Origin of the sequence: Streptomyces sp. 4N509B (assembly GCF_052245655.1) — a bacterium.
Taxonomy (GTDB): Bacteria; Actinomycetota; Actinomycetes; order Streptomycetales; family Streptomycetaceae; genus Streptomyces.
On the sequence record NZ_JBQQBZ010000005.1, the window covers coordinates 282,781 to 300,338 of the forward strand.

Annotated in this window: 16 protein-coding genes; 14 read left to right on the forward strand and 2 right to left on the reverse strand. The window is 75.4% G+C overall.

What is annotated here, in order from left to right; genetic code table 11:
- Nucleotides 1-157 precede the first annotated feature (157 nt).
- The 6 genes from ACTWP5_RS08685 to ACTWP5_RS08710 all read left to right on the forward strand — a co-directional run bounded on the left by ACTWP5_RS08685 (nucleotide 158) and on the right by ACTWP5_RS08710 (nucleotide 6,496).
- The gene (locus ACTWP5_RS08685; RefSeq protein ID WP_443220192.1) at nucleotides 158-481 is read left to right on the forward strand and encodes an integration host factor; all 324 of its coding nucleotides are present in this window, start codon (nucleotides 158-160) and stop codon (nucleotides 479-481) included.
- Nucleotides 482-517: 36 nt separating this feature from the next.
- On the forward strand, nucleotides 518-1,069 hold the full coding sequence (gene gmk, locus ACTWP5_RS08690) for a guanylate kinase (protein ID WP_443220193.1): 552 nt from the start codon (nucleotides 518-520) through the stop codon (nucleotides 1,067-1,069).
- Nucleotides 1,070-1,111: 42 nt separating this feature from the next.
- Nucleotides 1,112-1,384 (forward strand): DNA-directed RNA polymerase subunit omega, encoded by a 273-nt coding sequence (gene rpoZ, locus ACTWP5_RS08695; RefSeq protein ID WP_059008417.1) that lies wholly within the window; start codon nucleotides 1,112-1,114, stop codon nucleotides 1,382-1,384.
- A 21-nt stretch (nucleotides 1,385-1,405) separates the two neighbouring features.
- Entirely contained in the window at nucleotides 1,406-2,626 is a 1,221-nt protein-coding gene (coaBC, locus tag ACTWP5_RS08700; RefSeq protein WP_443220194.1) for a bifunctional phosphopantothenoylcysteine decarboxylase/phosphopantothenate--cysteine ligase CoaBC, read from the forward strand.
- Between the two features lie 182 nt (nucleotides 2,627-2,808).
- Nucleotides 2,809-4,017 carry a methionine adenosyltransferase gene (metK, locus tag ACTWP5_RS08705; RefSeq protein ID WP_443220195.1) on the forward strand — a complete coding sequence of 403 codons (1,209 nt, stop codon included), beginning with the start codon at nucleotides 2,809-2,811 and terminating at the stop codon, nucleotides 4,015-4,017.
- A 346-nt stretch (nucleotides 4,018-4,363) separates the two neighbouring features.
- Nucleotides 4,364-6,496, forward strand: coding sequence for a primosomal protein N' (locus tag ACTWP5_RS08710; RefSeq protein WP_443220196.1), 2,133 nt, complete (start codon nucleotides 4,364-4,366; stop codon nucleotides 6,494-6,496).
- Nucleotides 6,497-6,633: 137 nt separating this feature from the next.
- On the opposite strand, the gene ACTWP5_RS08715 is transcribed toward ACTWP5_RS08710, so the two are convergent.
- Nucleotides 6,634-7,197, reverse strand: coding sequence for a hypothetical protein (locus ACTWP5_RS08715; protein ID WP_443220197.1), 564 nt, complete (start codon nucleotides 7,195-7,197; stop codon nucleotides 6,634-6,636).
- Nucleotides 7,198-7,459: 262 nt separating this feature from the next.
- Between ACTWP5_RS08715 and fmt the strand changes: the two genes are divergently transcribed.
- From fmt to ACTWP5_RS08755, 8 genes are all read left to right on the forward strand, one after another.
- Nucleotides 7,460-8,419 carry a methionyl-tRNA formyltransferase gene (gene fmt / locus ACTWP5_RS08720; protein ID WP_443220198.1) on the forward strand — a complete coding sequence of 320 codons (960 nt, stop codon included), beginning with the start codon at nucleotides 7,460-7,462 and terminating at the stop codon, nucleotides 8,417-8,419.
- Nucleotides 8,420-8,426: 7 nt separating this feature from the next.
- Nucleotides 8,427-9,935, forward strand: coding sequence for an RsmB/NOP family class I SAM-dependent RNA methyltransferase (locus ACTWP5_RS08725; protein WP_443220199.1), 1,509 nt, complete (start codon nucleotides 8,427-8,429; stop codon nucleotides 9,933-9,935).
- Nucleotides 9,936-10,000: 65 nt separating this feature from the next.
- Entirely contained in the window at nucleotides 10,001-10,675 is a 675-nt protein-coding gene (gene rpe, locus ACTWP5_RS08730) for a ribulose-phosphate 3-epimerase (RefSeq protein WP_443220200.1), read from the forward strand.
- Nucleotides 10,676-10,859: 184 nt separating this feature from the next.
- Nucleotides 10,860-11,882 carry a sugar-binding transcriptional regulator gene (locus ACTWP5_RS08735; protein ID WP_443220201.1) on the forward strand — a complete coding sequence of 341 codons (1,023 nt, stop codon included), beginning with the start codon at nucleotides 10,860-10,862 and terminating at the stop codon, nucleotides 11,880-11,882.
- 144 nt (nucleotides 11,883-12,026) lie between these two features.
- Nucleotides 12,027-13,466, forward strand: a complete 1,440-nt coding sequence (locus tag ACTWP5_RS08740; RefSeq protein ID WP_443220202.1) for a GuaB1 family IMP dehydrogenase-related protein — start codon at nucleotides 12,027-12,029, stop codon at nucleotides 13,464-13,466.
- A 67-nt stretch (nucleotides 13,467-13,533) separates the two neighbouring features.
- Nucleotides 13,534-14,226, forward strand: coding sequence for a class I SAM-dependent methyltransferase (locus ACTWP5_RS08745; protein WP_443220203.1), 693 nt, complete (start codon nucleotides 13,534-13,536; stop codon nucleotides 14,224-14,226).
- Nucleotides 14,227-14,368: 142 nt separating this feature from the next.
- Entirely contained in the window at nucleotides 14,369-14,821 is a 453-nt protein-coding gene (locus ACTWP5_RS08750) for a phospholipase (RefSeq protein ID WP_443220215.1), read from the forward strand.
- 178 nt (nucleotides 14,822-14,999) lie between these two features.
- A complete protein-coding gene (locus ACTWP5_RS08755) occupies nucleotides 15,000-16,097 on the forward strand; it encodes a MalY/PatB family protein (protein ID WP_443220216.1) in 1,098 nt (365 codons plus the stop codon).
- A gap of 217 nt (nucleotides 16,098-16,314) precedes the next feature.
- Here the strand turns inward: ACTWP5_RS08755 and ACTWP5_RS08760 are convergent, their stop codons facing one another.
- Complete coding sequence (locus ACTWP5_RS08760) at nucleotides 16,315-17,505, reverse strand: MFS transporter (protein WP_443220217.1); 1,191 nt, start codon at nucleotides 17,503-17,505, stop codon at nucleotides 16,315-16,317.
- Between the last annotated feature and the right edge of the window lie 53 nt (nucleotides 17,506-17,558).

The window sequence follows — 17,558 nt, forward strand, 5'->3', positions numbered from 1 at the left end:
TTTCTTGATTCTCGCTGACTTGGGGCGGTGACGGCCGCTAGTCTCCGTCGAGTAGCGGAGCAGCCGGCCGCGTTGCTCGTTGCTCCGCTCGGTGCGGGGACAGTAGGTTCCTCACCGATTCCGTATCCGACAGTTCGACAACCGAGGTGACGTAGGCGTGGCTCTTCCGCCCCTTACCCCTGAACAGCGCGCAGCCGCGCTTGAGAAGGCCGCCGCGGCTCGCCGGGAGCGCGCCGAGGTCAAGAATCGGCTCAAGCACTCCGGCGCCTCCCTGCACGAGGTCATCAAGCAGGGCCAGGAGAACGATGTCATCGGCAAGATGAAGGTCAGCGCTCTGCTGGAGTCGATGCCTGGCGTCGGCAAGGTGCGCGCCCGTCAGATCATGGAGCGGCTCGGTATCTCCGAGAGCCGCCGGGTCCGTGGGCTTGGCACCAACCAGATCGCGGCGCTGGAGCGGGAGTTCGGCAAGACCCCCTCCTGATTTTCCCGCCCGCACGGGAACCGGGATAATCGCCGCATGAACGATCGTCCACGGCTGACCGTGCTCTCCGGCCCCTCCGGAGTCGGCAAGAGCACGGTCGTTGCCCACCTCCGCAAGGCTCACCCGGAGGTCTGGCTGTCCGTCTCGGCCACGACCCGCGCACCGCGACCGGGTGAGCGCCACGGTGTGCAGTACTACTTCGTGGACGACGAGGAGTTCGACAAGCTCATCGCCAACGGTGAGCTGCTCGAGTGGGCCGAGTTCGCCGGCCACCGCTACGGAACCCCCCGCCGGGCCGTTCTCCAACGGCTGCAGGCGGGGGATCCCGTGCTGCTGGAGATCGACCTCCAGGGCGCGCGCCTGGTGCGTGAGGCCATGCCCGAGGCGCGGCTGGTCTTCCTGGCCCCACCGAGCTGGGAGGAGCTGGTGCGCCGCCTCACCGGTCGGGGCACCGAGCCGCCCGAGGTGATCGAGCGGCGGCTGACGGAGGCCCGGCGCGAGCTGGCCGCCGAGTCGGAGTTCGACGTCACCCTGGTGAACACCTCCGTCGAGGACGTGTCCGCCGAGCTGCTAGCCTTGGTGAGCTGAAGCGGGGGGCTTCCCCCTGACCATTCCAGCGGAAGGCAGAGCGTGTCCTCCTCCATCACCACGCCCGAGGGCATCATCAACCCGCCGATCGACGAGCTGCTCGAGGCCACCGACTCCAAGTACAGCCTCGTGATCTACGCGGCCAAGCGCGCCCGTCAGATCAACGCGTACTACTCGCAGCTCGGCGAGGGCCTGCTGGAGTACGTCGGCCCGCTGGTCGACACCCACGTTCACGAGAAGCCGCTCTCCATCGCCCTGCGCGAGATCAACGCCGGCCTCCTCACCTCCGAGGCCGTCGAGGGCGCCACGGACTAGGCGCGATCGTAGGCGCGAGCGATGGACAGACCCAGGATCGTGCTGGGAGTGGGCGGCGGCATCGCCGCCTACAAGGCCTGTGAGCTGCTGCGGCGGCTGACCGAGTCCGGCCACGAGGTCCGGGTCGTGCCCACCGCGGCCGCCCTCCACTTCGTCGGCGAGGCCACCTGGTCGGCGCTGTCCGGCGCGCCGGCCGCCACCGAGGTCTGGGAGCGGGTCCACGAGGTGCCGCACGTCCGGCTCGGCCAGGAGGCCGACCTCGTCGTCGTCGCCCCCACCACCGCCGACCTGCTCGCCAAGGCCGCCACCGGCCTCGCGGACGACCTCCTGACCAACACCCTCCTCACGGCCCGCTGCCCGGTTGTGCTCGCCCCCGCGATGCACACCGAGATGTGGGAGCACCCGGCCACCCAGCAGAACGTCGCCACGCTGCGCGGCCGCGGCGTGCTGGTCGTCGAGCCCGCCGTGGGCCGCCTGACCGGTGTCGACACCGGGAAGGGTCGGCTGCCCGAGCCCGAGGAGCTCGCCCTGCTGTGCCGCAGGGTGCTGGCGCGCGGCACCGCCGCCCTCGACGCCGACCTCGCCGGCCGTCATGTGGTCGTCAGCGCCGGCGGCACCCGGGAGCCGCTGGATCCCGTGCGGTACCTGGGGAACCGTTCCTCGGGAAAGCAGGGGTACGCCCTGGCCCGCACCGCCGTGGCTCGCGGCGCGCGCGTCACGCTCGTGTCGGCCAACGTCTCCCTGCCCGAGCCGGCTGGCGCGCGGGTGGTCGAGGTCGGCACCGCGGAGGAGCTGCGGGAGGCCATGGTGAAGGCCAGTGCCGAGGCGGACGCGGTGGTGATGGCGGCGGCCGTCGCCGACTTCCGGCCCGCCGCCCGCGCCTCCCAGAAGATCAAGAAGCGGGACGGCGTCGCCCCCGAGCCCGTCGCCCTCGTCCGCAACCCCGACGTCCTCGCCGAGCTCGCCGCCGGCCGGCCGGCGGGCCAGGTGGTCGTCGGCTTCGCCGCCGAGACGGAGAACGTGCTCGCCGGCGGGCGCGCCAAGCTCGCCAGCAAGGGCTGCGACCTGCTCGTCGTGAACCAGGTGGGGGAGCGGCGCACCTTCGGCTCCGAGGAGAACGAGGCCGTCATCCTCGACGCCGACGGCGGTGAGGAGGCCGTCCCGCACGGTCCCAAGGAAGCCCTCGCCGACCGCGTCTGGGACGCCGTGCTGCGCCGCCTGCCTCCGCGCGACGCGGGGTGAGACACCCCCCTCGCGGGTAAGGAGCCGCGTCCGACCAGGGTTTTCCCGCCTCCCGGCCGTCTCGGCGGTCGATGATCTCCCTGTCGCGGGCGTCCACCGATAGACTGACCCGGATCGCGACGGCCGATGGACGTGCGCGGTCGCCAGATCAGCCAGCAGCCGCTGCAACCCCAGGGAGCGATGTGTCCCGCCGTCTGTTCACCTCGGAGTCCGTGACCGAGGGCCACCCTGACAAGATCGCCGACCAGATCAGCGACACCATCCTCGACGCCCTCCTGAAGGACGACCCGACCTCCCGCGTCGCCGTCGAGACCATGATCACCACCGGCCTGGTGCACGTGGCGGGCGAGGTGACCACGACGGCCTACGCCCCGATCGCCACCCTCGTGCGGAACAAGGTGATCGAGATCGGGTACGACTCCTCCAAGAAGGGCTTCGACGGCGCCTCCTGCGGCGTCTCCGTGTCCATCGGCGCGCAGTCCCCCGACATCGCCCAGGGTGTGGACGCCGCCTACGAGGCCCGCGTCGAGGGCGACACGGACGAGCTCGACCGCCAGGGCGCGGGTGACCAGGGCCTGATGTTCGGGTACGCCTGCGACGAGACGCCCGAGCTGATGCCGCTGCCGATCCGGCTGGCGCACCGCCTCTCCCACCGCCTGTCCCAGACGCGGAAGAACGGCACGATCCCCTACCTGCGCCCCGACGGCAAGACCCAGGTCACCATCGAGTACGAGGGCGACAAGGCCGTCCGGCTCGACACCGTGGTGGTCTCCAGCCAGCACGCCAGCGACATCGACCTGGACTCCCTGCTGGCTCCCGACATCCGGGAGTTCGTCGTCGAGCCCGAGCTCGCGGCGCTCGTCGAGGAGGGCATCAAGCTCGACACCGACGGGTACCGGCTGCTGGTGAACCCCACCGGGCGGTTCGAGATCGGCGGACCCATGGGCGACGCGGGGCTCACCGGGCGGAAGATCATCATCGACACCTACGGCGGCATGGCCCGCCACGGCGGTGGCGCCTTCTCCGGCAAGGACCCCTCGAAGGTCGACCGCTCGGCCGCCTACGCGATGCGCTGGGTCGCGAAGAACGTCGTGGCCGCGCGGCTGGCCTCGCGCTGCGAGGTGCAGGTCGCCTACGCCATCGGAAAGGCCGAGCCCGTCGGCCTGTTCGTGGAGACCTTCGGCACCGCCACGGTGGCGCCCGAGCGGATCGAGCGGGCGATCTCCGAGGTCTTCGACCTGCGCCCGGCCGCGATCATCCGCGACCTCGACCTGCTGCGCCCGATCTACGCCCAGACGGCGGCCTACGGCCACTTCGGCCGCGAACTGCCCGACTTCACCTGGGAGCGCACCAACCGCGTGGACGCGCTGCGCGCCGCCGTGGGGGCGTAGACCCCGTCCAGTGGACCGTCGCGGGCCCGCGACGCCGGCGACGTCCCCTCCGCCTCAGCCTGTGGCCGGGGGCACCCCCGGCGTCGTCGGCCCGCCCAGGGACTTCCGCACACCGCCGCGCAGCGCGGGAGGCGCTCCCACCACCTCCCCGCTCCGGTGATGCTCCTCCGCCCTGGGGCGGGCCGCGCCTGACGCGGCGGGCCGATCCCCGCTGATCCCCCGGGCTGGCCCGGCCCTCGCCCGTCGACGCGGGCCCGTGACGTGGGCCTTCCTCGCCCACCGTCGGCGGCTCGGAAGCGTCCCGCGGCGTCCCGGCGGTGTCCGACGCATCTGGTGTACTGGCGGTGTGAGCGGTGAGCAGGATCGGGGAGCGCGGGGGAGCGAGCAGCTCGCGCTCATCCGGGAGACCGCCCGCACCGCCGGGCCACCGAAGGCGAAGCCGCGCACCTGGCGCGGCGCCGCGCTCGCTAAGCGGCTGCCGGTGGCCCGGGTCCTGGTCGACAAGGGACTGGCCCACCTCGACCGGCTCTTCGACTACGCGGTGCCCGCCGCCATGGACGCCGACGCCCAGCCGGGCGTCCGGGTGCGCGTCAGGTTCGGCGCGGGGGAGCGCGCGGGCCGACGCGAGGGCGGCGGCCTGATCAACGGCTTCGTCGTGGAGCGCAGGGCCGAGAGCGACTTCCCCGGCGTCCTGGCGCCGCTGGCGCAGGTCCTGTCCACCGAGCCGGTGCTCGGCCCGCGGCTGCTCGCCCTCTGCCGTGCCGTCGCCGACCGGTACGCCGGCGCCCTCGCCGACGTCGTCCAGCTCGCCGTGCCACCCCGGGTGGCGCGCGTCGAACGCGAGCCCTCACCCCCGGCCCCCTCGGCCCCGCCCGCGCCGCCGCCGGGCGGCTGGGCGCGCTATCCGCAGGGCCCCGCCTTCCTCTCCGCGCTGGGCGGCGAGGGCTTGGCGCCCCGGGCCGTGTGGAGCGCGCTGCCCGGTCCGCAGTGGCCCGACGAGCTGGCCCGGGCGCTCGCCACGGCACTCGCGGCCGGTCGCGGCGCGCTGGCCGTGCTGCCCGACGGCCGGTCGGCCGCCCGGGTGGACGCCGCGCTGCGGGCCCTGGTCGGCGAGGGCCAACACGTGCTCCTGGCGGCCGACCTCGGCCCGCAGGAGCGGTACCGACGGTGGCTCGCCGTGCGGCGCGGTGCGGTCCGCGGCGTCGTCGGCACCCGCGCCGCCGCCTTCGCGCCCGTCCGGGACCTCGGGCTCGTGGCGCTGTGGGACGACGCCGACTCCTCGCACGCCGACGAGCACGCCCCCCAGCCCCACGCGCGGGAGGTGCTGGTGTTGCGCGCGTCCCAGGAGAAGGCCGCGCTGCTGCTCGGGGGCCACGCCCTGACGGCCGAGGCCGCCCAGTTGGTGGAGACGGGCTGGGCCAGGCCGCTGGTGGCCGAACGCCAGACGGTCCGCGCGGTCGCCCCCCTGGTCCGCACCGTCGGCGACGCCGACGTCGGGCGGGACGCCGAGGCCCGCGCCGCCCGGCTGCCGAGCCTGGCCTGGCGCACCGCCCGCCAGGCGCTGGCCCACGGCCCGGTCCTGGTCCAGGTGCCGCGTCGCGGCTACGCCCCTCGGCTGGCCTGTCAACGCTGCCGCGCCCCCGCCCGCTGCCTGCGCTGCCACGGCCCGCTCGCCGCCGAGGCGGCGGGTCAGGCGCTGCGCTGCGGCTGGTGTGGCGAGACGACGCCGCAGTGGCGCTGTCCCGAGTGCGGTGACACCCGGACCCGGGCCGTGGTCGTCGGTGCCCGCCGCACCGCGGAGGAGCTGGGCCGTGCCTTCCCCACCGTCCCGGTCCGCGCCTCCGGCCGTGACCACGTCCTGGCCACCGTGCCGGAGCAGCCCGCGCTCGTGGTCGCCACCCCCGGGGCGGAGCCCGTCGCCGAGGGCCCGGGGTACGCGGCGGCCCTGCTGTTGGACGGCTGGGCGCTGCTGGGCCGTCCCGACCTGCGGGCCGGCGAGGAGGCGCTGCGCCGCTGGCTGACCGCCGCCGCCCTCGTCCGGCCGCACTCCCACGGCGGCACGGTGGTGGTCGTCGCCGATCCCACGCTGCCCGCGGTGCAGTCCCTGGTCCGCTGGGACCCGGCGGGGCACGCCCGGCGGGAGCTCGCCGAGCGCGCCTTCCTCGGCTTCCCGCCGGTCTCCCGCCTCGCGACGGTCACCGGCCCGGCCGAGACCGTCGACGGACTGCTGGCCGCGGCCCCGCTGCCCCCGGAGGCCGAGGTCCTCGGGCCGGTGCCGCTTCCCGTGGCCGAGCCCGGCAGCCCGCGCCGCACCGGCCAGCCGCCGCCGGGTGAGCAGTGGCACCGGGCGCTGGTCCGTGTGCCCCCGGGGAGCGGCGGCGCGCTCGCCGCGGCCCTCAAGACCGGCCAGGCCGCACGCCTCGCCCGCCGCGAGGGCCCGGCGGCCTGGGTCAGGGTGGACCCCCCCGACATCGGCTGACCGGCTCCGGCTGGTCGGCGTCGGCTGGTTGGCGTCGGCTGGCCGGCATCGAGAGATCGGCACCGGGCGGGCGGGCACCGGCCGACGGGCTCGCCGTGCCCGCCCGCGGCCCGTCTGCCGCGCCGCGCGGGCTTCCCTCAGGCGCCGCGCGGCGCGGGGAGGGCGCTCGGGCGGGGCTCTCCCGCGGGCTGCGCGGAACGGCCGGGAGCCGGCCGGGCCGGGGGCACGGCCGGCGTGATCGGCAGCGGTCGCGCCGTCGGTGCGGAGGCCGCGGGGGCCACCGCCTCCTGCCGCGCGGCCGGGCCGCCCTCCCGGCCCGCGGGCCCCGCCGCGGGCCGGCCCTCGCCACCCGTGGCGCGGCGCGAGCCGTACCGCCGGTGCACGGCCTGCTTGGTGACTCCGAGGGCCGAGCCCACTGCGTCCCAGGAGAAGCCGAGCGAGCGGTCGAAGTCGACCGCCGCCGTGACCAGCGCCTCGACGCTGTCGCGCAGCTCCTGCGCGAGCCGCACGGTGGGCGCCGGGGCACGGCCGTAGACGACGAAACCCGCGGCGTGGCCCGTGCGCCGCGGGCGGTAGACGTTCCCTAGCTGGGCGGTGAGCGTGCGCAGCGCGTCCGCCTGGCGGCGAACCCGCTCGATGTCCCGCACGAGCAGGTGCAGGCTGGCCCGTGCCTGAGCGTCAGGGGTGGCGTGGTCGGCCATGAACAAGCCTCTCGAACTGGCGTCGGGGTGGTGAACGGGCCGGACGGCGGGGACAGGGGCCCGTTGCGGTCAATCTCACTTGACCAACGCGTCGGTGGCCTCGGGAGTCACGGGTCAGGAGCACGCCCCCCGACCACCGGAGCGCGGCCGGGCCCGTACGCCCCCCACGCCCCGTCAGGGCGCCGCGTCCCCGTGGCCCGTAGACTCACAGCGCTTCCCGCAGCACCGACCCGCCAGCACCACGAGAGGTGACCGACCCGCGATGAGGCTCGTCTTCGCCGGCACGCCCGAGGTGGCCGTCCCCGCCCTCGACACGCTCCTCGCGTCCGACCGGCACGAGGTCGCCGCCGTCGTGACCCGACCCGACGCGCCGGCCGGGCGCGGCAGGCGCCTGGCCGCCAGTCCGGTCGCCGAGCGCGCACGCGAGGCCGGTGTGGAGATCCTGCGGCCCCGCCGCCCGCGCGACCCGGACTTCCTCGACCGCCTGCGCGCGATCGCCCCCGACTGCTGCCCCGTCGTCGCCTACGGCGCCCTGCTGCCGAAGAGCGCCCTCGACATCCCCCGCCACGGCTGGGTCAACCTGCACTTCTCCCTGCTCCCCGCCTGGCGCGGCGCCGCGCCCGTGCAGCACGCCCTCCTCGCCGGCGACGAGATCACCGGCGCCACGACCTTCCAGATCGAGGAAGGGCTGGACTCCGGCCCCGTCTTCGGTCTGCTCACCGAGGAGATCCGCCCCCGCGACACCAGCGGCGACGTGCTGACCCGGCTGGCCCTGGCCGGCGCCGGCCTGCTGGCCGCCACCATGGACGGCATCGCCGACGGCACGCTGCGCGCCACGCCACAGCCCGCCGAGGGGGTCACCGCGGCTCCGAAGATCACCGCGGAGGACGCCCGCGTGGACTGGGCGGCGCCCGCCCTGCGCGTCGACCGCGTGGTGCGCGCCTGCACCCCCGCCCCCGGCGCGTGGACGCTCTTCCGCGGCGAACGCCTCAAGCTGCGGGAGGTCCGGCCGGCGCCCGAGCGCACCGAGCTGGCGCCCGGCGAGCTCGCCGTGGGCCGACAGGAGGTGCACGTCGGCACCGGCTCGCACGCCGTCACGCTGGAGTGGGTGCAGCCGCAGGGGAAGAAGCCGATGCGCGCGGCCGACTGGGCGCGCGGGGTCCGCGTCGCCGCCGGTGAGCGCGTCGGGGACACCCCGTCGCCACGTGCGGACGCGGAGTGAGCCGTCCGTGACTGACCGACCCCGCCGCGACGCCGACCGCTCCCGCCGCGAGTCCGGCCGGCGAGCCCGCCACGACGGCCGCGACCGCCAGGGCCGGCGGCCCGCCCCCCGGCGCCCTCCCCGCAGGGACCCCGTCCGCCTCCTCGCGTTCGACGCGCTGTGCGCCGTCGCCGAACGCGGCGCGTACGCCAACCTCGTCCTGCCCTCCCTGCTGCGCACCGCCCGGGAGTCCGGCGGCTTCGACGACCGCGACGCCGCGCTGGCCACCGAGCTCGTCTACGGCACGCTGCGTCGCCAGGGCACCTACGACGCCGTGGTCGCCGCCTGCTCCGACCGGCCGCTGGCCGAGATCGACACGCCCGTCCTCGTCCTGCTCCGCCTCGGCGCCCACCAGCTGCTCGGCACCCGCATCCCGAGCCACGCCGCGGTCAGCTCCTGCGTGGAGCTGGCCCGCCTGGTCGTGGGCGACGGGCGGGCGAGGTTCGTCAACGCCGTGCTGCGCAGGACCGCCGCCCACGAGCTGCCCGCGTGGCTGGACCGGCTCGCCCCGCCGTACGAGGAGAGCCCGGAACGGCACCTGGCCCTCGTCCACGCCCACCCCCGCTGGGTCGTCTCCGCCCTCTGGGACGCGCTGGGCGGTGGCAGGGAGGAGATCGAGCGGCTGCTGGAAGCCGACAACGAGCGGCCCGAGACCACCCTGGCGGCCCGTCCGGGGCGCGTCTCCCGCGACGAGCTGCTGGCCTCGGCGCGCGGCGACCGCGGGCCCGAACGGGCGCGGCCGGGCAGGTTCTCGCCCTACGCCGTGCGGCTGGCCGAGGGCGGCGACCCCGGCCTGCTGCCCGAGGTCAGCCAGGGGAGCGCCGGCGTGCAGGACGAGGGCAGCCAGCTGGTCGCCCTCGCCCTGGCCCGCGCGCCGCTGACCGGCCCGGACGCCCGCTGGCTCGACGGCTGCGCCGGCCCGGGCGGCAAGGCAGCGCTGCTGGCCGCCCTGGCGGCCGAGCGGGGGGCGGCGCTGCTCGCCGCCGAGCTGCGCCCGCACCGCGCCGGCCTGGTGGCCCGCAGCCTCGCCGGCACCCCGGGCGCGTACCAGGTCGTCGTCGCCGACGGCACCCGCCCCGCCTGGCGTCCCGGCTCCTTCGACCGGGTCATCGTCGACGTGCCCTGCACGGGCCTCGGCGTGCTGCGCCGCCGTCCCGAGGCCCGGTGGCGGCGCGAGCCCGAGGACCTCGACGGTCTGGTGCCGCTGCAACGCGTCCTGCTGCGGCGGGCGCTGGCCGCCACCCGGCCCGGCGGCGTCGTGGCCTACGCCACGTGCTCACCGCACCTGGCCGAGACCCGCGCGGCCGTCACGGACGTGCTGAAGCGGCCGGAGGAGGGCGTCACGGCCGAGTGGATCGACGCCCGGCCGCTGCTGCCCGACGTGCCGGAGCTCGGCGACGGCCCCGACGTCCAGCTCTGGCCCCACCGGCACGGCACGGACGCCATGTACCTGGCCCTGCTCCGCCGCACCGCCTGACGCGCGAGACGCCCGAGGTGACGGGGCCGGGCGGCCCGCCCCCGGGCGTGCTGAATACTGGGCCCATGGTCCAGATCAACCCCAGCATGCTCTCGGCCGACTTCTCGCGCCTGGCCGAGGAGGCCAAGGCCGTCGAGGGGGCCGACTGGCTCCACCTCGACGTCATGGACAACCACTTCGTGCCCAACCTGACCCTGGGACTGCCCGTCGTCGAGTCGTTGCGCAAGGCCACGTCCATCCCGCTGGACTGCCACCTGATGATCGAGGACCCCGACCGCTGGGCGCCGCGGTACGCCGAGGCCGGCGCCGGCTCGGTCACCTTCCACGTCGAGGCCGCCGCCGCGCCCGTCCGGCTGGCCCGGGAGATCCGCCGCCTCGGGGCCCGTGCCGCCATGGCGCTCAACCCCGCCACCCCGATCGAGCCCTACGAGGACCTGCTGCCCGAGCTCGACATGGTGCTGGTCATGACGGTGGAGCCGGGCTTCGGCGGGCAGCCGTTCCTCGACGTCACGCTGCCGAAGATCCGCCGCACCCGCCGGCTGATCGAGCGGCACGGGCTGCCGCTGTGGCTCCAGGTCGACGGTGGGGTCTCGCTGGAGACGATCGAGCGCTGCGCCGAGGCCGGCGCCGACGTCTTCGTCGCCGGCTCGGCGGTCTACGGCGCCGAGGACCCGGCCGCGGCGGTGCGTGGCCTGCGGGAGCGCGCCAGCGGCGCCGTGGCGCGCGCGACGGCGCGGTGAGCCCACCGCGCGCCCCTGCGGGTCACCTTCCCGCCCCCGCGTTGACACCATGCGTGCACCGTGCATGGGATGGATCAACGACCGTGTGGATCTGCGAGGATGAAACCGCACGACGTCAGTCAACGACGACAGCCGTGAGGACAGTGAGGTGAGTGCGGTGTCGGCCGGAAGGTCAGCCACACGAATGGGACCGGCCGAGCTGATGCAGGCGGCGGCGATGGCCCGCCGCTTCTATCTGGAGGGGAAGTCGAAGATCCAGATCGCCGACGAGTTCGGCGTGAGCCGCTTCAAGGTGGCCCGCGTGCTGGAGTCGGCCGTGGAGCACGAGCTCGTCCGCATCGAGATCCGGGTCCCCGCGGAGCTGGACGCCGACCGCTCCGACGCGCTGCGCGCCCGGTACGGCCTGCGGCACGTCGTGGTCGCGCAGTCGCCCTCCGAGGCATCCGACGACAATCCCGATCCCGAGCACCTCGGCGAGGTCGCCGCCGAGCTGCTGGGCGAGCTCGTCTCCGAGGGGGACGTGCTGGGCCTGGCCTGGGGCCGGTCCACCATCCACATGGCGGCGGCCCTGCGCGAGCTGCCGCCGTGCACCGTGGTGCAGCTCACCGGGGTCTACGACGCGGGGACCACCGAGCGCGGCTCGGTCGAGGCGGTGCGCCGGGCGGCCGCCGTCTCCGGCGGCCAGGCGCACCCGATCTACGCCCCCATGCTGCTGCCCGACCCCGGCACCGCCGCCGCGCTGCGCGCCCAGCCGGGCATCGCGGCGGCCTTCGAGCTCTTCGACCGGGTGACGATCGCGGCCGTCTCCATCGGCTCCTGGGAGGCGGGCGTCTCCACGGTCTACGACATGCTCGGCCAGCAGGAGCGGGAGCACTACGACTCCCTCGGCGTCGCCGCCGAGATGTCGGCCCACCTCTTCGCCGCCGACGGCCGTCGCGTCGGTCGGGACCTGGGGGAGCGGTGCATCACGGTCGAGGCCGACCGGCTGCGGCGCGTGCCGGAGGTCGTGGCGATCGCCGGCGGGCGGCGGAAGGCCGACGCCATCGGCGCCGTGCTGCGCTCGGGGCTGGTCACCAGCCTCGTCACGGACACCGTCGCGGCCGACCTGCTCCTCGCCCAGCCGCCGGCCGACCGCCCGGCGCTCGAGCGGGTGGACCCGGACCGCGAGCGGGTCACCCCGCCGGGGACCCCGCCCGCGCCGGTGTGACGCCCCCGCCCGGCCGTGCCCCGGCCGGGCGGGCGCCAGGAGACGTCCCGACCGGGGATGCGTGTTCGAATCGGTGCGACAATGACAGAGGAGCCGCGGCTCCCCACCCGCAGCGTCCGGATTCCCGCAGGTGAGGAGAGCACCGTGAAGTTCCTCGACGACGCCCGTCCCCCGTACGACCTGACCTACGACGACGTCTTCATGGTCCCGCGTCGCTCCGCCGTCACCTCACGGCACGACGTCGACCTCGCCACCACCGACGGCTCCGGCACCACCATCCCCGTCGTCGTGGCGAACATGACGGCGGTCGCCGGCCGGCGGATGGCCGAGACGGTGGCGCGCCGCGGCGGGCTCGCGGTCATCCCCCAGGACATTCCGCTGGACGTGGTCGCCGAGGTCGTCGGCTGGACCAAGCGGCGCCACCTCGTCTTCGACACCCCGATCATGCTGGCCCCCACGCAGACGGTGGGCGAGGCCCTGGCCCTGCTGCCGAAGCGGGCCCACGGCGCGGGCGTCGTCGTCCACGGCGACCGCCCCGTGGGCGTGGTCACCGAGTCCGACCTGACCGGCGTGGACCGCTTCACCCAGCTCAGCGAGGTGATGTCGAAGGAGCTGCTGCTGCTTCCCGCCGACGTCGACCCCCGGGATGCCTTCACCACGCTCGACGCGGCGCACCGCAGGATCGCGCCGGCCGTCGACGCGGACGGCCGCGTGGTCGGCATCCTCAGCCGGCACGGCGCGCTGCGCGCCACGCTCTACACCCCCGCGACCGACGCCGCCGGCCGGCTGCGCGTCGCGGCGGCCATCGGGATCAACGGGGACGCCGTGGGCCGGGCCAAGGCCCTGCTCGACGCCGGGGTGGACGTACTGGTCGTGGACACCGCCCACGGTCACCAGGAGGCCATGCTCACCACGCTGGCCGCGGTGAGGGCCCTCACGCCCGAGGTGCCGGTGGTCGCGGGGAACGTCGTCTCGCCCGAGGGGGTGCGCGACCTGATCGCCGCCGGCGCGGACATCGTCAAGGTGGGCGTCGGCCCCGGCGCCATGTGCACGACGCGGATGATGACGGGCGTCGGCCGGCCGCAGTTCTCCGCCGTCCTCGACTGCGCGGCCGAGGCCCGCCGGCACGGCAAGCACGTGTGGGCCGACGGCGGTGTGCGCCACCCGCGTGACGTCGCCATGGCGCTGGCGGCGGGTGCCTCCAACGTCATGATCGGGTCCTGGTTCGCGGGCACCCACGAGTCTCCCGGGGACCTGCAGCAGGCCAGCGACGGCCGCCTGTACAAGGAGAACTTCGGCATGGCGTCCGCCCGCGCGGTGCGCAACCGCACGGGCGAGGACTCGGCCTACGACCGGGCCCGCAAGGCGCTGTTCGAGGAGGGCATCTCCACCTCCCGCATGTACCTCGACCCCGAGCGGCCCGGGGTGGAGGACCTGATCGACTCGATCATCGCGGGCGTCCGCTCGGCCTGCACCTACGCCGGGGCCGGCACCCTGGAGGAGTTCGCCGAGCGCGCGGTCGTCGGCGTCCAGAGCGCCGCCGGGTACGCCGAGGGCCAGCCCCTGCACGTGAGTTGGGACTGAAGTCCGTCCCGGGCCCCGTGCCGGCCTCCTCCTCGGCGGTGGCACGGGGCGTGGTGTGATGGTCCTCATGGAGCAACCATCGCGCGAGGGATACCAGGGCAGCGGTCCCGGTGAGATCACACCCGACGGCTGTGCCGTGGAGCACTGGCTGCGACTGCCGGTCGGCGACGAGCCGGACGTCATTGCCGCGGCCGTCCCGCCCGGCGCCCGCCTCCTCGAACTCGGCTGCGGCGTGGGGCGGGTGACCCACGCGCTGCTGGAGCGGGGCTTCGCGGTCACGGCCGTGGACGAGTCGCCGCAGATGCTGCGGCACGTGCGCGGCGCGCGCACGGTGTGCGCCCCGGCGGAGTCGCTGGAGCTCGGGGAGGAGCGCTTCGACGTGGTGCTCCTCGCGTCCTTCCTGGTGCACAACGGGGATCCCGCCGTCCGCCGCGGCCTGCTGCGGACCTGCCGTCGGTATGTCGCCGAGGGCGGCTGTGTGCTCATCCAGCGGGAGGGCGAGGACTGGCACGAGCGGGTGCCGCGTGAGGGACGCGTGGGGGAGGGCCTGGTCCGGATCGCCTCCGCCGACCCGACCGACACGCCCCACACCTCGCGAATCCACGTCGAGTACGAGTACCCCGACGCGCGCTGGACCCAGACCTTCCTCTCCTACCGCTACGTCGGCGACGCCTTCGAACGCGCCCTGGCCGAGGCGGGTCTGGCCGTGGAGAGGACCCTGACGCCGGACGGCACCTGGGTGCGGGCGCTGCCCGTGTGATCCGTGTTGAGCGTCGGTTCTCCGACTCGTCAACATCCGTGCACCCCCGGGGGGTTGCCTGGCACGTTACTCCTGCGTAGCGTCAACTTCCGGATCACCGGCCCGCGTTGGGCCGCCCCCACTCCGGAGGTCGCGCATGCGCATTCGTCAACGGCTCGCCACTGCTCTGACAGCGTCCGCTCTCACCCTCGTCGCCGTCGCCGCGTCGGCCACCCCGGCCGCCGCCGCGCCGGCCGACAAGCCGCAGGTGCTCTCCAGCTGGACCCAGACCAGCTCCAGCAGCTACAGCGCCTGGCTCTCGGCGAGGAACAACCAGTCGGCCTGGTCGGCGTACGGCTTCAACTGGGGCACCGACTACTGCTCCTCGTCCCCCGACAACCCCTTCGGCTTCCCTTTTGAGCTGTCATGTGCGCGACATGACTTCGGCTACCGCAACTACAAGGCGATGGGCACCTTCAGCTCCAACAAGGCCCGCCTCGACAACGCCTTCTACGCGGACCTCCAGCGGGTGTGCAACCGGTACTCCGGCGCCACGGCGACCGCCTGCGACGGCCTCGCCTGGACGTACTACCAGGCCGTGAGGGCCTTCGGCTGACCCCGGGCCCCGCGTCGGACGGGTGGTGGCACCGGTGACCCCGGTGCCACCATCCGGCGCACGGCGCTGGCATCCTGGGCCCAGCACCGCCAGCGACGTCCCGCAGGGAGGCAGCCCGTTGACCACCGTCAATCCCCTCTCCCAGCTCTCACTCGCCCAGCTGCGGCGCCGCACCAGCATGAAGTGGCGCACGTACCCCGAGGACGTGCTGCCGCTGTGGGTGGCCGAGATGGACGTCCCCCTGGCCGAGCCGGTGGTGGAGGCGGTGTCGGCCGCTCTGGCCATCGGTGACACCGGCTACCCCGTGGGCCCGGTGTACGCCGAAGCCGTCGACGCGTTCGCGCGACGCCGCTGGGACTGGCGGGTGCCGGCCGAGCGCACCGCGATCGTGCCGGACGTGATGCTCGGCATCGTCGAGGTCCTCCGGCTGGTCACCGGGCCGGGCGACGCCGTGGTGGTCAACCCCCCGGTCTACCCGCCGTTCTACTGGTTCGTCACCCACGCCGACCGCCGGATCGTGCCCGCACCGCTCGGCGAGGACCACCGACTCGACCCCGCCGCCCTCGAGGCCGCCTTCCGCGAGGCCACGGCGGACGGCCGTCCGGCCGTGTACCTGCTGTGCAGCCCCCACAACCCCACCGGCACGGTGCACACGGCCGAGGAGCTGACCACCGTCGCCACGCTGGCCCGCGCGCACGGCGTGCGGGTGGTCGCCGACGAGATCCACGCCCCGCTCGTCCTGCCGGGCGCCCGCCACGTGCCCTACCTCTCCCTGCCCGGCGGCTCGGACGCGTTCAGCCTGGTCTCGGCGTCGAAGGCGTGGAACCTCGCCGGGCTGAAGGCCGCCCTGGCGGTGGCCGGCCCCGAGGCCGCCGCCGACCTCGCTCGGATGCCCGAGGAGGTCGGCCACGGCCCCAGTCACCTGGGGATCCTGGCCCACGCCGCCGCGTTGCGGGACGGCGTGCCCTGGCTCGACGCGGTGCTGGGCGGGCTCGACGACAACCGCGCGCTGCTGGCGGACCTGCTGGCCCAGCACCTGCCGGAGGTGGCCTACCGGCAGCCGGAGGGCACCTACCTCGCCTGGCTCGACTGCCGGCGGCTCGGCCTCGGGGACGATCCGGCCGAGGTCCTCCTCGCCCGAGGGCGGGTGGCGCTCAGCTCCGGCGTGCCCTTCGGCGTGGGAGGGGAGGGGCACGTCCGGCTCAACCTGGCGACCTCTCCCGAGGTGATCACCGAGGCCGTACGCCGGATGGCCGCCGCCGTCGCCGCCGCCTGACCCGCCGACCCGTGCCCGCCGCGCGGGCGGCCGCGCGCCGGGCACGTGACCGGGTCCCGCGGCCCGCGCCGCTCGCCCTGGAGGCTCGTCCGTGACCCCGGCGGTCTCGCGGCGGCCCGCCTTCGCTCCCCCCAGACCCTCGGGGATCCGGCTGGCGCCCCGGCCGCGGTGTCGAGGACGCCGCCTCCCTGACCCGTCGGGGCGGACGGGGCGGCCGTCAGCTGTCCGTCGCCTCCGCGTGGGTGGGCCGCGCGGACTCCTGACCGGAGCCGCCGGCCGCCACGACCCGGCTGTCGCCCCCTCGTTCCCGCAGCACCCCGGCGGCCAGGATCATCACCGCCATCGCGACCGTCACGACCGCGAACGACGCCCGCAGCGACGCCAGCTCGCCGAGCCCGCCGATGAGCGGCGGGGCGAGCAGGCCCGTGGTGTACGTGACGGTGGCCACACCCGCGATCGCCTGGTTGGGGTTGTCGCCGACCCGTCCGGCCGCGGCGAACGCCAGCGGCACGACCACCGCGACCCCCACGCCCAGCAGCGCGAACCCCGCGGTGCCGAGCGCCGGAGTCGTGGCCGTCACCACCAGCAGCCCTCCGGCCAACGCCAGCGCCCCGCCGGTCCGCACGGTGCGCACCGCGCCGAGGCGTCGGGCCACCAGGTCGCCCGTGAGCCGGGTCGCGGCCATGGTGGCGTTGAACGCGGTGGTGCTGACCGCCGCGACGGTCGCGGAGGCGCCCGTCATCTCCCGCAGGTACACCCCCGACCAGTCCGCGCTCGCCCACTCGGCGAGCACCGCGCACATGCCCACCGCGCCGATGAGCAGCGCGGAGCGGGGCGGCAGGGTGAACCGCGGGGGCGGCTCCTCGTCCGGTCGGGCCCGGACGTCCAGCAGGGAACGGCAGGCCGGCGGCGTGAGCGCCACCAGGGCCAGGGCCGCCAGCGGGAGGTGGACGCGGGCGTCGAGTTCGGCGTGGACGGCGAGCACGCCGACCGCGGAGCCGGTCAGGGCGCCCACGCTCCACATGCCGTGCAGGCTCGACATGATCGAGCGTCCCAGGCGGCGCTCGACCTCCACGCCCTGGGCGTTCATCGCCACGTCGGACATGCCCGCCAGCGCACCCTGCACGGCCATCGCCGCGCACAGCAGGACCAGCGAGGGGGCGATCGCGGGCAGCGCCAGCGAGGCGCACCACAGGGCGAGCAGCCCGCGCACCGCGGCGCGTGGCCCGTAGCGGTGCACGACCCGGCTGGCCAGCGGCATGGCGAGGGCCGCGCCGACGGGAGCGAAGGCGAGCGCAAGCCCGAGCTGGGCGGTGGACAGGTCGAGGTGGTCGTCGATCCAGGGGATGCGGGTGGCGAAGTTACCGGTGACGGCGCCGTGCAGCGCGAAGACGAGACTGACGGCGATCCGTGCCCGGCGCTCCGGCGAGCGCCGTGGGGAGGGCGGTGGGGGCGGGGAGG